The following is a 14,461-nucleotide window of genomic DNA, read 5'->3' on the forward strand; positions in this document are numbered from 1 at the left end:
ATCAACATGATGGGTGATTTATTATTTCACATAGATTCATATCTCTTAAAGAGAAACTCACCCATGTTAAACAAGCTAAAAGCCAATAAATAAAAAAAGCGTCAGGAACCGGCCTGATATCATGTGATACCACCTGGTTCCTGACGCCTTTTCTTTACTTATTTGCTTATTATCAACTGCTTCTGTGCTTTTTGGCTGCCATCACCAGATGCTTTGCCAGAACGGCTGTTGTAACAGTCCCTACACCGCCTGGTACAGGAGTGGCCATGGAAGCAATACCGTCCAGTGAATCAAAATCCACATCTCCGCAAAGTTTTCCATCGTTATCCACATTAATTCCCACATCAATTACAACTGCATCTGCTCCCACGAAGGAGGCATCTATCATCTTGGCCTTTCCGGCAGCAGCTATTAAAATCTGCGCATCCTGGCAGGTTTTTTCCAGTTCCTTTGTACGTGTATGGCAGATGGTAACCGTCGCATTCTCCTTTAGCAAAAGCATGGAAAGAGGACGGCCCACGACCATACTTCTTCCCACAATAGCTGCCCGTTTTCCGCACATGTCAATATCGTTGGCTTTTAACACCTCTATGACTGCTTCTGCCGTACAGGGAGCGAAGCCCTCAGCCTCTCCGGCAAATACGCGGGCGATATTCTCAGGAGAAATTCCGTCTAAATCCTTATCCGGATCAATCATACGCTCGATTTCACGTTCATTGATCTGTTTTGGCAGAGGGCGGAGGAGTAGAATTCCCTCTATCTCCGGATTATCATTGATTCTTCTGAATTCCTTCTGAAAGGCTTCATCTGAAATATCTGCTGGAAAGGAAAAGCTTTCTGCCTGCAAACCGAAGTTCTCCATTTTCTTTAATGCACCACGCTCATATGACATATCGTCGGGCCGTTCTCCTACCCTTACAATCGCCAGTTTTGGTGCTGCCCCTGAAAGCCCATGTAAAAGCTCCGTTACTTCTACTCTGATTTTTGCAGACACAGCTGCTCCCTTTAATGTTATCACTTTACGTCTAATCTCCTTTATCTTACATTTTCATTGTATTTCCCGTCCATTACATCATATAATAACCAATTTTTCAAGGCAAAATCCGTAGAACCAAAGCTTTCAAAAACTAGTGATCGACTTTTTGATCCTCAAGTGCATCCCCGCTAGGAGTTCTTTACATCTTTAATTGGTCAGTCAGAATTTCTATATTCAAAAGAGCACTAGGTTAAAGCATATAAACTCAATAGTAATCTTTGAAAAATATGAAATTATAGTTGGCTTACTTACCTGTGCCAAACGAAAAACGGTCTTACCCCCCTGAAGTTTAAAACATGTTTTTGAACACATTGTTATCAATCGGCTATGATATTTTCAGGATATCCAATTCACCTAATTACTCATATTTATGTAGTACCTTTTCTTACAATGACGCTGTAAGGCACATCAAAATAGGTGTATTACCCTCTACTATATTATAAATATTTCTTTCATAATAAGATTATAAAACATTTTTTTTGGGATGCGCTTATTGGTATTATATCTTTATTCGACATTATTAAAAACTTTGGATCTAGGTCAATAATATGTATTAAATTGATAATATATGAACAATGAATCAAGCATATAACGCTATCCTCCCTTTAGAATTATCACACTATCTCACAAGTTATAAAAAATGCCGCAGCAAGCCATTTTTAAGAATTTTACTGCGGCATTCTTTCTATTCATTTTATATCAACCCAGCTTCCACGTCTGCATAAATTTCATCGCAAAGCCTTGTTCCAGTCTCAGCCAGCATGTCTACTTCCTGATCCAGCTTATCTGCAATTTCCCGTTGCTTCATAAATTTTGTATTGATGGAAACGTTCATCTTTGCCCCTAAAAGTGCAGAACGAAGAAATGTTACGCCTACTCCCACATCACTCACAGCCAGACGGCTTCCTTTACGGGCAAGAATATCCATGACTGCAATCGCCTCAAGTGCCTGTTCCATCACAGCCTTAGGAACCAGACTGGCTGCCAGAAGATGGGTCTCTAAAACTTCCGCCTTATGCTTTTTTTCCTCTTCCGTTCCGGAGGGGAGCCCATAAGCTGCCGCCAACGGTGCAAATACCCTTGCGTCCTCATCAGCCAGCCTTAAGAATTCCTTCTTTATATCCTCCAGCTTTATAAGAAGAAGCTGCATCTCATCTTCCACATCTGCATACTTCTTTTTCCCCAGAGTCAGATTAATTACCATCTCACCTAATGCCACGCCCTGGGCACCCCCAAGAGCTGCCGCGCCTCCGCCTCCTGGTGTTGGCTTTTTGGAGGACAGCTCTTCTAAGAACGCGGAAACTGTAAGATCCTTTATCATCAATATGTTCCTCTCTTTCCGGCATTATTTTTTACCATTATATCGGCCTTAAGGAAAAAACACAAGGCTCTTTTTCGACATTTTTTTACAGCGCAACCTTGTAATACAGGAGAATCAATGTTATTATTGTCGTTAATAAAAAACAGACTGTAACCTTTTGAAACTCTTTGAAAGGAGAATGGAATGAAGTATCCGCCTTTAACTCTTGGATGGTTTCTTTGTGAAACTCCAATTGATAACCTGGAATTCATCGGCAGGGATGAGGACCTCCAGAAACCGATTAGTGGAATCAGTGTTCTGGATAATCCCGATGGTGTAAGATGGATTAAGAAACATGAGATCATTCTGACCACCGGATATATATTCTATAACGATGTAGACCTTCAAAAGAAGATCATTGCCGATCTCCATGCTATTGAATGCACTGCTTTCTGTATAAAAGTGCAGCGCTTCTTCGACAAGATACCTGATTCTCTGATTAAAGAGGCTGAAAAGTATGGAGTTCCGCTGGTCTCTGTACCATTTTATCATGTCTATTCCAATATCATCAGCGTAATCAACCAGAACTTAATTGACCAGAAGATTTTCCTGCAGCAGTTTATTCTGAGAGAAACAGAAAAATTTCACCAGCTATACTTTAATAAAGAAGGAATCATGAAAATGCTGGAAGAAATATCCCGTTATACAAACTCCATTGTTATGATAACAACTACCTCCGACTTTCCGTTATATTACTATATTCCGCTCAGACAGCAGGAGGAATTTAATAAAATCAATAAGCTTCATGCACAGCCCAACCATACTGTATCGCAGCAGGATACGGAAAAAGATGCTTCCGGGAACCGATCGTTTTATTTTAATAATACACTCCTAAGCTTTCAGACCTTTCTGCTTCCTGATAACAGGCATTATTTGTGTATTGATCATACGAAAACAAATATCGATGAAACCACCACAGCTATTTTAAAGCAGATCTTTTCGGTAATTGCATTGGAATTGTCCTCCATGCAGGTCCAAAACAGAACATTTTCACAAAAGAATTATTTTGATTCTTTTTTTTATATGCTTACCGATAAGAAAAAGAAATCGGTTGAAGAGATTCAGCTGATCTGCGATTCTTACTCATTTCCTTATCAGCTAAAAAGAATCTGTGTTACATTTGAATGTCTGGATAAAGAAAACCGGTTGTTTCGAAGTCTCTACAATGGGATCAACCATGAGATGATTCGTCTGGATTTTAAATATTTTCTATGTAACCATGATAACCGTATTGTAATATTTTTCCTGTATTCCAAACAGGTTTCTAATGCAAAAGCACTTGATCTGGCTAATCAGGCGGTTTCTCAGCTCATGGAAGCATTAAGTGACTATCACTCCTTTTTCAGACTGGGAATCAGCCGGTGCCATTTATCCTGTTCCTCCATTGCGAAAGCATATGAAGAAAGTCTGCAGACCTTACATCTGCAGACTGAGTTTACGGAAACTTCCCTGGTCAATTCATACTCCAAACAGTATGCCTACCATGTTCTGAAACAGCTAAGTTCCTATGAGATAAATAAAATTTATGCAGATACGGTAAAGGAGCTTGTATCCTATGACCAGGAAAACAGAAGCGAGCTCCTTTTGACACTTAAAACATATCTGGAAAGCTCCTTGAATTTAACCGATACTGCCCAGAAATTATTTATACACAGGAATACTCTCACCTCACGGCTGACGCTGGTTAAAAAGCTGCTTTGCTGCGAGATATCGGCAGTTGACGATATCTTCCGCCTCTACCTTGGAATCTGTGCCTGGGAGCTCATTCAGTATATGTAGCATTAAGCATCGTCGTCGCACTCATTTCCTGTTCCCAGGGTCTGAAAGTGTTCCATGTTACCATAGAGATACTGAATCCGCTCATATTCTGTTTCATCGTAGAAGGTACACTCTCCCCGGCCATAAGCTTTAGCTACTTCCAGCATAAATCTGGCAGTTTCTTCACAGTCCGTGATATGTGTGGCTCCGGTTGCACAGCCTGCCACGGGTGCTTCGGTCGTAACAGCAACTCCGATAACCGGTGCTTTCGTGGCAGTTGCCGGCTGAAGAATACTGTTTAGATGATAAAGGCCGTTTCCATAAGGAGTGACATCCTGCTGGGAAAGGGCATATACAAAAGGCTGCTTTCCAGTGGTCATCTGCATCAGATCCAGTATACTCTCTGAGACTTTCAGAATGTATCCTTCCTTAACTGTTGGTGAGATGGCAAAGCCTCTGGTGTTAATGATCCGGTTGCCTTTTGTGGTGTCCACTGATAATATGGCATCCAGTTCTTTCGTCACCTCTTCCCGGTTTACCTGTGCCATATTCACAGGAGAATCCATAAAAGGCACAGGATGATGCTCTCTGGTGGGCGCATCCGGACAAACGTGTGTAGATATAAACACATCCCCCTCCAGGTAATCTCCTTTGTTTTGCATATCTAAGATTTTTGCTGCCAGGGAAATTGCAATCAGAGCACCGTCTCCGTCTGATACAAAGCCGATCCGCTCCGGTCTTGCTCCCAGACCGCCAAGTCTTCCCAGCAATCCGATGGTGGGTGCATCCATACCTTTGCTTTTCCCTTTGCTTCCCGGAATTCTCACTTTGACCATATCGGTTTTTCCTTTTGGTCCTTCCAGAGTATAAACTTCTATATCAGCATCGCTGCGGATGCCTTTTAAATAACTTTCCACCTGTTTTCCACTGGCATAACTGCTGTCAAGCAGATCAAATACCTCGATCAATTGTTTCATCAGCATGATAAATCCTCCATGTTCTTTACTTAATTTCCATCAAATCACAAATAGCTGCCACATAGATTTTAGCTGCTGTGACCACATCCTCGATCTGGACTGTTTCATTATAAGAGTGGATTCCGACTGTATTAGAGGGTCCAAACTGTATTGTGGGGATACCAAGCTTACGGTAATCCCTTGCATCGCTGGAAGCCCACTGATATGCAGGGATCACTTCTTTTCCAAGAAGCAGTTCTGCATTTTCTTTAAAGGCCAGCACGATGGGAGCTTCATGATCTGTAAAATTGGCATCACTCTTGTACTGAAGCTCATACTCCACACCCTCGACTCCGCTGATTTCAAGTATCTGTTTTAAGGTCTCATCAATTTCTTCTTTGTTCACTCCGATGGGAAGCCTGACATCGACTGTCGCTTCGCAATAGTCGGGAACCATATTGTGCCTGGTTCCTCCCTGAATCAGTCCTACATTGGTACTGACATGGTCAATCACTCTGCCCAGTCCAGGAATGTGATTCTCTCTCTCTGCAAGCATTTTGGAGTCCATCAGAGGCTTTATCTGCCGCTCTGAAAAATGCCCTTCTATCTTAGAAAGCAGGGAAACGCGGGAAAGAACTTTTGAAAGCTTTAATATGGCATTTTCTCCTTTAAAATCCCCCAGACTTCCATGAGCGGATTTTCCATAAGCTTTTATCTTCAAAAGCAGGCCGCCCTTCTGCCCGATCTCTATGGTATTCATGGAAGTCGGCTCAGCAACCAGGCATGCATCGGCATGCTCTCCATAACCGTTGGCACAAAGCCACTGGGTCCCAAACTGTCCTCCGCTTTCTTCATCAGAAACAATATGAAGACGGATATTGCCATTTAAGGGAACCTGCTTTCTGGCAAAAAGGGAAAGAGCAAATAATGCGCCTGCCACCCCTGCCTTCATATCCGAGGTCCCTCTCCCCAGTATCTGGGTATCTGTTATCTCACCGGAAAAAGGATCAAAATCCCACTGGTTTAAATCCCCCGCAGGCACTACATCTACATGACCATTTATAATCAGGGATAATCCCATATCTTTTCCGTACCCTGCCACTACGCAGGGATAATCCGGATTGCATCCTGTTTCCTTATATTCAATACCGGCATCTTTTAAAAATGCTTCCACAAAATCAACCACATCTCTCTGCGTTCCGGTTGGATTTTCACTTTTTATCTGAATCAGCTGTGATACCAGCATAATCAGCTCATCACGATGATCCTCCACATACTGTACCAGCTCTTTTTTTGTCATCTCATCTTCCTCCCTGTGCGGTCCTGTTTTCATACAGAAAGCAGGCAACTTTATGTCCCTCTTCACCATACTGCAAAAGCGCCGGAACTTCTTTTTTACAGCGTTCCATACACTGAGGACACCGTCCGGCCAGAGGACAGCCTTCCCTCTCTCCGATGGGACTTGACACCTCTCCCTCCAGTGTGATCCTCTCCTTATTCTCATCCGGGCTTTCCGGCGGAATGGCGGATAAAAGGGCCTTCGTATAGGGGTGAAGCGGATTTTTATAAATGTCTCCCCCATTGCACAGCTCTACAATCTGTCCCAGATACATAATTGCAATCCGGTCACTGACGTATTTTACCACACTTAAATCATGTGATATAAACACATAGGTAAGATGGTACTTTTTCTGCAGACCTTTTAATAAATTGATTACCTGTGCCTGAATGGATACATCAAGCGCCGATACAGGCTCATCGCAGACAACCACCTTAGGCTGAATGGAAATAGCTCTTGCCACATTTAACCGTTGTCTCTGTCCGCCTGAAAACTCGTGGGGATACCGGTTCATATGCTGAATGTCCAGGCCCACCTGTTGAAACAGCTCTAAAACTTTTCTTTCCAGTTCCTGCCGGCCTTTTACCGTTTTATGGACAAGCATTGGTTCGGATACGGAGTCTGCAGCTGTATGTCTGGGGTCCAGGGATGAGTAGGGGTCCTGAAAAATCATCTGAATGTTTTTACATAGCTCAAACCGTTCCCTGGAAGATACGTTTAATATGCTTTTTCCTTCAAACAGAATTTCTCCTCCGGTAGGTTTATGAAGCCCAACAAGACATCTCCCCAGAGTAGACTTTCCACACCCTGATTCGCCGATAATTCCAAGAACTTCTCCTTCTCTGATATCCAGGCTGATGTCTTTTAATGCATGAAGAACCGATTTTTTCCCTCCCAGGCCTTTGCCCTTTACCTCAAAATCCTTAGACAGATTTTTTATCTTTAAAATGATTGAATTTTCACTCATGTTTTTCCGCACCTCCCCGTACAAGGCCGCCTTCTTCACACTGCCTGTGGCAGGCGACAAAATGTCCCGGCTCCAGTTCTTTTAATTCCGGCACCACGCTCTTGCAGACCTCACTGGCATAGGGGCACCGGTTGGAAAAGTTACAGCAGGTTCCTGTAAGCCTTAAATCAGGAGGTGTTCCCTGAATGGTGGACAGTTCTTCTTCTGATTCACTGCCAAGCCTTGGCATAGAATCCAGAAGCCCCCATGTGTAAGGGTGAAGGGGGTTATGATACAAATTGCTGCACGTGGTGTATTCCACTGTTTTTCCGGCATACATCACCATGACGCTGTCACACATTTTCCAGACAACTCCCAGATTGTGGGTAATTAAAAGAATGGCAGTCTGATAAGTCTTACGCATCTCTTTTAACAGTTCCAGCACCTGGGCCTGAATGGTTACGTCAAGGGCAGTGGTCGGTTCATCTGCAATAATCATCTTGGGACTGCTTAAAATAGACATGGCAATAATAACACGCTGGCACATACCGCCTGACAGTTCGTAAGGATAGGAATCCATACGCCGTCTGGCATCCGTTATGCCAACTTTTATCAATGCCTCTTCTGCCATACGATAGGCCTTCTTCCGGTCTGCCTTCTGCTGTGTCCGGATTAACTCGGTCATCTGGTGTCCAACTTTAAAAACGGGAGATAAGGAAGTCATGGGATTTTGAAAAATCATGGAAACATCTTTACCACGGAAAGACAGAAGCTCTTTTTTATTAAGAGCCAGGACGTCTGTCCCATCAAAATCAATGCTGCCGCTGACAATTTTACCAGTGCCTGCTGGTAAAAGACGGATAATGGATGAAGAAGTGACACTTTTGCCAGATCCTGATTCCCCCACTATTCCCATGATCTCTCCCCGGTTAATCTGAAAACTCACTCCATCTACAGCCTTGCTTACACCGCCCGATGTATAAAAATAGGTTTTTAAATCCTTTACAGTTAATAATGCCTCACTCAAAGCATTCCCTCCTTTCTTCAAAGCTTCTCTTCACCTTCTCCATCTCCTCAGGAGATGCCAGAAGATCCAGTGCGGTAAGGCACAGTGCCTTCGCCCCTGTTAATACAGCTTTCTTTCCCTCAGCACTTCTGCATGCTTCTTCAAACTCCCTGGTATGCCCCCGAAACTCAGGCACCACCTTTACGTATGACTGGAGTGCAGGAATTACGTGAGTGATATTACCCACATCTGTACACCCGATTCCCAGCTCTTTTCTTCGAGGCATTACCGTTTCTCCAAGTTCAGTAAAATTCTTTTCAAGCAGTGCTTCCAATCCGGGATTATTGCGTATATCTTCATATGTGTGTCCTGCCTGCTCATACTGAAAGGTTGTCCTTGTCATGCTGGCAATGGATTCTCCGGCTTCCAGAAATTCCTTTAATATCTTTTCTTTGAATTTCTGATCAAAGGACCGGACTGTAAACTTTGCCTGAGAAAATTCCGGTATTGTGATCGGTTCCCTGCCGCCGTCGGTAATCACCCCCAGAATTGTACCTCTGCCATTCCATGACAGTCTCTGTCCGTTCATGTACTGAAACAGCAAAAGCAAAGGTTCCAGTGCACTGACACCTTCCTCCGGCCAGGTTGCTCCATGAGCTTTTTTTCCATGATATGTGACAGTGATATCCGTTACAGAATAGGAGATGTCATTGACCACGGTCTCATTGGCAGAATGTATAATCATGGCAGCGTCCAGCTCCTTAAAAGCCCCGCGCTCAAGCATGATCACTTTTCCGCCTCCGCCTTCTTCTGCGGGAGTTCCGTATACCGTTATGGCTCCGCCCAGCTGGTCAATAACTGACTTTACCCCGGCACCGGCACCTGCAGCCATGGCTGCCATCAGATTATGACCGCAGGAATGACCCATACCTGGAACAGCATCATACTCAGCAAGAAAACCAATATTAGGTCCTGGCTTCCCACTGTCATAACGTCCGCAAAATGCTGTATCAAGACCGCAGATCCCACGTTCCACTTCAAAACCAAAGGTCTCAAGCAGACCGCTCACCGCCTTGCTGGAGACATATTCATTGAAATTATATTCCGGATTGTTCCATAGAAAGAGAGCCAGTTCCCAAAGCTTATCTGTTTTTTCTTCAATTGCCTGTTTTGCCATTGCTTTTATCTTGTTAATTTCCATATATTTCCTTACTTTTTCATCTTAGGATCCAGCACATCACGGATTCCGTCGCCAAGAAGATTAAAACCAATTACCGTTATTAGGATAAATACCCCTGATACTGCAGCAATATGAGGCGCCGTATTCAGTGAATTTCTTCCTGCTCTTAAAATGCTTCCCCAGGAAGCCGTGGGCAGATCGATCCCAAGTCCCAGAAAGCTTAAAGCTGATTCTGAAATAATGGCACTGGCTATATTTAAAGTCGCATAAACGATGACTTCGGAGATAGTATTGGGAAGGATATGGTGGAACAGCATACGGAAATGGGATATTCCGATTACTCGACCTGCATTGCAGTACTCTTCCCGTTTCACCACCAGCACCTGTCCTCTGACCACTCTTGCAAACCGTGGAATCTCAGCAATTCCAATGGCAAGAATTACATTGATCATTCCAGACCCAAGTACAGTCATAAGCACAATGGAAAGCAGTATGAAGGGAAATGCCAGAACTCCATCCATAATACGCATCACAACCACATCTGCAATTCCTCCCATATATCCGGCCAGAAGTCCCAAAAGAACACCAGCAATACCGCCTACTATGGTAGCACCTGCAGCAATTAAGAGAGAAACCCTCGCTCCATAGCAGATTCTGGTAAATAAATCTCTTCCCAATTCATCGGTTCCAAATATATGGCCTTTTTCAAAAAAAGTCAGGTAAGCATCAATTGGGTGTATTTCATTTGGCTTTCCGTCAGTTATAAATGGTGCAAACACTGCAATGGCTATCATAAAACAAACAGCTGCAAGTCCCAGTACTGCTGTCTTATTTCGTTTCAGTTTATTCCATGCATTATTTGCTTTTCTCTCTCTTCTCAGAATCTCTTCCTGAGACTGCTGATCCAGGTAAAGCACCTTTGCCATTTAAAAACCTCCTTCGTAGCTGACATTGGGATTAATTATCATATAAACCACATCCACAAGCATGTTAATGATTACAAATGCCAATGCAATCACCAGGACAGCTCCCTGTATCAGGGCATAGTCTCTGTTATCAATTGCCCCTACGATCAGGGTTCCCATGCCTGGCCAGGAGAAAATGGTTTCTGTAAGAATGGCTCCTGCAAAACAGCCTGCCAGCTGCAGTCCGAGAACCGTGATTACAGGTGGTAATGCACTTTTTAATGCATATTTCCAGATCACAACCGATTCCTTAATTCCCCTGGCTCTGAGAGCCCGGATGGAATCGCCATGAATGGATTCCAGTATACTGGAACGGGTAATCCGGGAAAATGTTGCAGTGGGTATGGTTGCCAGACAAAAACAGGGCAGTACCATATGGCGGATCACATCTCCGATTCCCAAAGAAATGCTTCCCATTCCCAGTACAGGCAGCCAGCCTAATTGTACGCTGAAAACCAGCACAAGCATCAGGCCCAGCCAGAAGATAGGCATGGATACCCCCACCAGTGCCAGTACCATGAATACATAATCAATTAATGTGCCCTGACGCACTGCCGAAGTCACACCAATTAACAATCCTGCAATCAAAGCTATGAATACCGACGGCAATGCCAGAAGCAGGGTATTGGGAATCCTTTTTGCAATCAGTCCGAGGACCGGCTGATTGTAAGAATAGGAGACCCCGAAGTCTCCCTTTGCAATCTGGATCATATAATCTTTATACTGACTGACAAGAGGCTGATCAAGCCCCATGGTCTCACGCATTTTCTGTACATCCTCCACGGATGCCTGAGGTCCTAAAACCGCTCTTGCCGGGTCACCGGGGATCATTCTGGTAAGGATAAAAGTCAGCGTGACAACCACAAAGAGAGACGGAAGGATCTGCAGACATCTGATTAATATTGTTTTTAACATAGATCTCCTCTCATGTTTTGAAACAGGGGATATTGCATATGCAATATCCCTCATTCCTGATTCTTACTTTGATAACCATACATTGATATCAGGGGTACAGATTTTAACCTTTCCATCTGCTCTCTGTATGAGACCCTGAACATCAGAGCTTACGCCCCAGTTTACATTTTCATTGGCATAAAAGATTCCCGGATACTGTTTTACAATAACAGCAAGGGCTTTTTTATACAGTTCTGTACGTTTTGCCTGATCTGTTGTAAGAAGGGCTTCATCTAAGTACTGATCCACTTCTTTATTTTCAAATCCCTGACCGTTTCCAAGAGAACCGATGGAACTGGAGTGGAACAGCTTGTTTAGGAAGAAGTAAGGATCCGGATACCAGGTCCAGGACATTGCAAAGACATCAGCTTTTCCAGATGCTGCAATTTCACTGAAGGTTCCCCATTCACTGGTATTTATATTTACATTGATGTTTAAATTCTGTTTTAAATATGCCTGGAACAGTGTTGCCATTTTTATTCTTGCTTCTGTGTTGGAGATATAAATATTTAAATCAAAACCATCTGGATATCCTGCCTCTGCCAGAAGCTTCTTTGCTCCTTCCGGATCATAGGCCAGCTTTTCTGATTCAAGACCGGAGTCATATCCCCAGGAACCAGGAGGCAGCGGAAGGCTGGCAGGTTTTGCCTCATTGTACTGATATACTCCGGCAGTCAGCTCATCCACATTGACAGCTTTGATAATTGCTTCTCTTACTTTGATATCAGCAGTAGGACCATTCTTCTGATTAAAATAGATGTAGGCTACATGAAGCCCAGGTGTCTCCATCAGTTCTACAGACTGGTCTTCTCTTGCAATTTTGACTGCTTCTCCGCTTAAGCTGGTGGCCAGATTGATTTCTCCGGTCCTCAGCGCGTTAACTGCCTGATTTCCGTCGCTGACCGGCTTAAATGTAACCCCATCCAGATAAGGTTTTGCAGCCCAGTATTTGTCGTTGCGTTTTAATACAGCCTGCTGATCCAGTTCGAAGGATTCAAGGGCAAATGGGCCGGTACCTACAAGATGAGTACCAAAATCATCTCCCCAGCCTTCCACTTCTTCTTTAGGAACGATTACATTTCCTGCATCAGTCAGTGCAGTTAAGAATACTGCATTTGGCTCTGCCAGATAACAAACCACTTCTGTATCACTGACTACCTCACAGTGGTCAAGCATGTCCAGACGGTTCATGGCAGAAAGCTTAAGTGAACGTTCCAGAGAGTACTTTACATCTTCTGCTGTCATCTTTCTTCCTTCCTGGAATTTGCCAGGCTGGAAATAAACATCGTCCCGGAGCGTAAAGGTATAAGCCAGTCCATCATCACTGACCTTCCAGGATTTTGCAAGACCAGGCTGGATCTCAGTCAGTTCTGTGTTGTATTCTGCAAGGGTATCGCAGACAGTTCCGATGATCTGGGATTCGTAAGTTCCCGTATATTTAACGGGATCCAGATTCTTAGGGGAGGATGAAAGGGAGATGGTTAAAACGCCTCCGGATACCGGTTCCCCAGGTGTCTTATCTTCTTTTGCTGTCTCTTGTGCTGTGCTGGCCTGCTCAGTCGCTGCTGCTGTGGAGGCCGGTTGATCAGAGCCGCATGCACTTAAGACAGCCGCCGCTGCCAGGGCGGTCATTGCTGCTAAGATTCTCTTTTTCATAATTCTTCCTCTTTTCTTTATATTTTAATAAAACGACAGTCAAAGAAGACATAGTCGCCTTTAACTATCGTTTATTATGCCAGTATTAATGAATCTTATCTTAAGAACGCTCTCTCAGCCATTCCATAGCAGTTCCTGCATAAATGGCTGCCATTTTATGTAAGCTTTTTTCATCAAATGTAACTCTCGGATCGTGGACTCCGTATGGATAACCTTCTTCTTCTGATCCGGTTCCTACCCAATAGAGCACGGAAGGAACCAGCTGGGACAGCACGGAAAAATCCTCAGATCCAGTCATACGGGGAAGTTCATAACAGGTGCCTTCTCCCAAAATACGGTTAATGTAACCGGTAGTCTCCTGTAAAAGAATAGTATCATTCTTCATCGGAGGAACACCCTCGTGGAGAAACTCTATCTCCGCTTCAGCACGAAATACAGCTGCCGTCTGCTTTGCAATCTGTACCAGACGATCCTTTGCAAAACTTCTTACTTTCGGATTCATGGTCCGGATCGTTCCCTTCATCACGACTGTCTCAGGAAATATATTGGAAGCGGTTCCTCCATGTATTTCGCAGATACTGAGAACCAGCATCTCGTCGGGGTGAACCTCTCTGCTGTTTACTGCCTGAAGGGCCATATGCATATGTACTGCTGCATTGATAGGATCCACACAGTTGTGAGGTGCTGCTCCGTGACCGCCCTTTCCCTTTACAGTTATGGCAAATACATCACTGGAAGCACACGCTGTCCCCCATGAATATCCCACTGATCCATATTTTCCATGTACTACATGAAGAGCCATGGCTGCATCTACGAAAGGAGATTCAAGCACTCCCGCCCTCACCATGTCAAGGGCACCTGCAACGCCTTCTTCACAGGGCTGAAACATCAGCTTCACAGTTCCCTGTAATTCTTCTTCTCTTTCTTTTAAGATCCGGGCTGCCACAAGAAGGGCACTGGTATGAATATCATGCCCGCAGGCATGCATATATTCGTTCTCAGATGCAAACTCCAGGCCGGTCTCTTCTTTCATGGGAAGGGCATCCATATCAGCCCGGAGTAAAAAAGTCCTGCCTGGCTTTCCTGCAGTCACGGTGATCCCGGCTGTTCCGCAGCGAACTGGCTTATACCCCATGGAAATCAACTCTGTTTCTACAAGCCCGATTGTCTTTGGAAGATCAAAACCAAGCTCTGGATTCTTATGAATCTGCCGTCTTATTGCAATGCCATATGATTCCAGTTCCTTTGCTCTGAATAAGATATCGCTCATGATAAGAATCCTCCTGATTAATATTTATAAATTAT

The 14,461-nt window shown here is 44.0% G+C and carries 12 protein-coding genes; 1 reads left to right on the forward strand and 11 read right to left on the reverse strand.

Annotated features, from left to right (window positions below; genetic code table 11):
• Nucleotides 1-172: 172 nt before the first annotated feature.
• Nucleotides 173-1,018: a bifunctional 5,10-methylenetetrahydrofolate dehydrogenase/5,10-methenyltetrahydrofolate cyclohydrolase gene (locus RZO55_RS20505; protein WP_318066126.1), complete on the reverse strand. Its 846-nt coding sequence runs from the start codon at nucleotides 1,016-1,018 to the stop codon at nucleotides 173-175.
• Nucleotides 1,019-1,730: 712 nt separating this feature from the next.
• Entirely contained in the window at nucleotides 1,731-2,357 is a 627-nt protein-coding gene (locus RZO55_RS20510) for a cyclodeaminase/cyclohydrolase family protein (RefSeq protein WP_318066127.1), read from the reverse strand.
• 183 nt (nucleotides 2,358-2,540) lie between these two features.
• On the opposite strand from RZO55_RS20510, the gene RZO55_RS20515 reads away from it, so the two are divergent.
• The gene (locus RZO55_RS20515) at nucleotides 2,541-4,175 is read left to right on the forward strand and encodes a PucR family transcriptional regulator (protein ID WP_318066128.1); all 1,635 of its coding nucleotides are present in this window, start codon (nucleotides 2,541-2,543) and stop codon (nucleotides 4,173-4,175) included.
• Between the two features lie 2 nt (nucleotides 4,176-4,177).
• Here the strand turns inward: RZO55_RS20515 and RZO55_RS20520 are convergent, their stop codons facing one another.
• The 9 genes from RZO55_RS20520 to RZO55_RS20560 form a co-directional block, all read right to left on the reverse strand.
• A complete protein-coding gene (locus RZO55_RS20520; protein WP_318066129.1) occupies nucleotides 4,178-5,137 on the reverse strand; it encodes a DUF1177 domain-containing protein in 960 nt (319 codons plus the stop codon).
• A 19-nt stretch (nucleotides 5,138-5,156) separates the two neighbouring features.
• A complete protein-coding gene (locus tag RZO55_RS20525) occupies nucleotides 5,157-6,410 on the reverse strand; it encodes a M20 family metallopeptidase (RefSeq protein ID WP_318066130.1) in 1,254 nt (417 codons plus the stop codon).
• A 1-nt stretch (nucleotide 6,411) separates the two neighbouring features.
• Complete coding sequence (locus RZO55_RS20530; RefSeq protein ID WP_318066131.1) at nucleotides 6,412-7,416, reverse strand: ABC transporter ATP-binding protein; 1,005 nt, start codon at nucleotides 7,414-7,416, stop codon at nucleotides 6,412-6,414.
• Complete coding sequence (locus tag RZO55_RS20535; protein ID WP_318066132.1) at nucleotides 7,409-8,422, reverse strand: ABC transporter ATP-binding protein; 1,014 nt, start codon at nucleotides 8,420-8,422, stop codon at nucleotides 7,409-7,411. The genes RZO55_RS20530 and RZO55_RS20535 overlap by 8 nt, the downstream gene beginning before the upstream one ends.
• Nucleotides 8,415-9,602, reverse strand: a complete 1,188-nt coding sequence (locus RZO55_RS20540) for a M20 family metallopeptidase (protein ID WP_318066133.1) — start codon at nucleotides 9,600-9,602, stop codon at nucleotides 8,415-8,417. The genes RZO55_RS20535 and RZO55_RS20540 overlap by 8 nt, the downstream gene beginning before the upstream one ends.
• 8 nt (nucleotides 9,603-9,610) lie before the next feature.
• On the reverse strand, nucleotides 9,611-10,507 hold the full coding sequence (locus RZO55_RS20545; RefSeq protein WP_318066134.1) for an ABC transporter permease: 897 nt from the start codon (nucleotides 10,505-10,507) through the stop codon (nucleotides 9,611-9,613).
• Nucleotides 10,508-11,461: an ABC transporter permease gene (locus RZO55_RS20550; protein ID WP_318066135.1), complete on the reverse strand. Its 954-nt coding sequence runs from the start codon at nucleotides 11,459-11,461 to the stop codon at nucleotides 10,508-10,510.
• Nucleotides 11,462-11,524: 63 nt separating this feature from the next.
• Entirely contained in the window at nucleotides 11,525-13,156 is a 1,632-nt protein-coding gene (locus RZO55_RS20555; protein WP_318066136.1) for an ABC transporter substrate-binding protein, read from the reverse strand.
• A 100-nt stretch (nucleotides 13,157-13,256) separates the two neighbouring features.
• Nucleotides 13,257-14,426, reverse strand: coding sequence for a M20 metallopeptidase family protein (locus tag RZO55_RS20560; protein WP_318066137.1), 1,170 nt, complete (start codon nucleotides 14,424-14,426; stop codon nucleotides 13,257-13,259).
• Nucleotides 14,427-14,461: the final 35 nt, after the last annotated feature.

This window comes from Clostridium boliviensis, assembly GCF_033342255.1.
GTDB lineage: Bacteria > Bacillota > Clostridia > Lachnospirales > Lachnospiraceae > Lacrimispora > Lacrimispora boliviensis.

What these genes read in the sequence shown, in the direction of transcription:
- RZO55_RS20510 (WP_318066127.1), bottom strand. Translation starts at nt 2,357, where the DNA reads ATGATAAAGGATCTTACAGTTTCCGCGTTCTTAGAAGAGCTGTCCTCC.
- RZO55_RS20515 (WP_318066128.1), top strand. Translation starts at nt 2,541, where the DNA reads ATGAAGTATCCGCCTTTAACTCTTGGATGGTTTCTTTGTGAAACTCCA.
- RZO55_RS20520 (WP_318066129.1), bottom strand. Translation starts at nt 5,137, where the DNA reads ATGCTGATGAAACAATTGATCGAGGTATTTGATCTGCTTGACAGCAGT.
- RZO55_RS20525 (WP_318066130.1), bottom strand. Translation starts at nt 6,410, where the DNA reads ATGACAAAAAAAGAGCTGGTACAGTATGTGGAGGATCATCGTGATGAG.
- RZO55_RS20530 (WP_318066131.1), bottom strand. Translation starts at nt 7,416, where the DNA reads ATGAGTGAAAATTCAATCATTTTAAAGATAAAAAATCTGTCTAAGGAT.
- RZO55_RS20540 (WP_318066133.1), bottom strand. Translation starts at nt 9,602, where the DNA reads ATGGAAATTAACAAGATAAAAGCAATGGCAAAACAGGCAATTGAAGAA.
- RZO55_RS20545 (WP_318066134.1), bottom strand. Translation starts at nt 10,507, where the DNA reads ATGGCAAAGGTGCTTTACCTGGATCAGCAGTCTCAGGAAGAGATTCTG.
- RZO55_RS20550 (WP_318066135.1), bottom strand. Translation starts at nt 11,461, where the DNA reads ATGTTAAAAACAATATTAATCAGATGTCTGCAGATCCTTCCGTCTCTC.
- RZO55_RS20555 (WP_318066136.1), bottom strand. Translation starts at nt 13,156, where the DNA reads ATGAAAAAGAGAATCTTAGCAGCAATGACCGCCCTGGCAGCGGCGGCT.
- RZO55_RS20560 (WP_318066137.1), bottom strand. Translation starts at nt 14,426, where the DNA reads ATGAGCGATATCTTATTCAGAGCAAAGGAACTGGAATCATATGGCATT.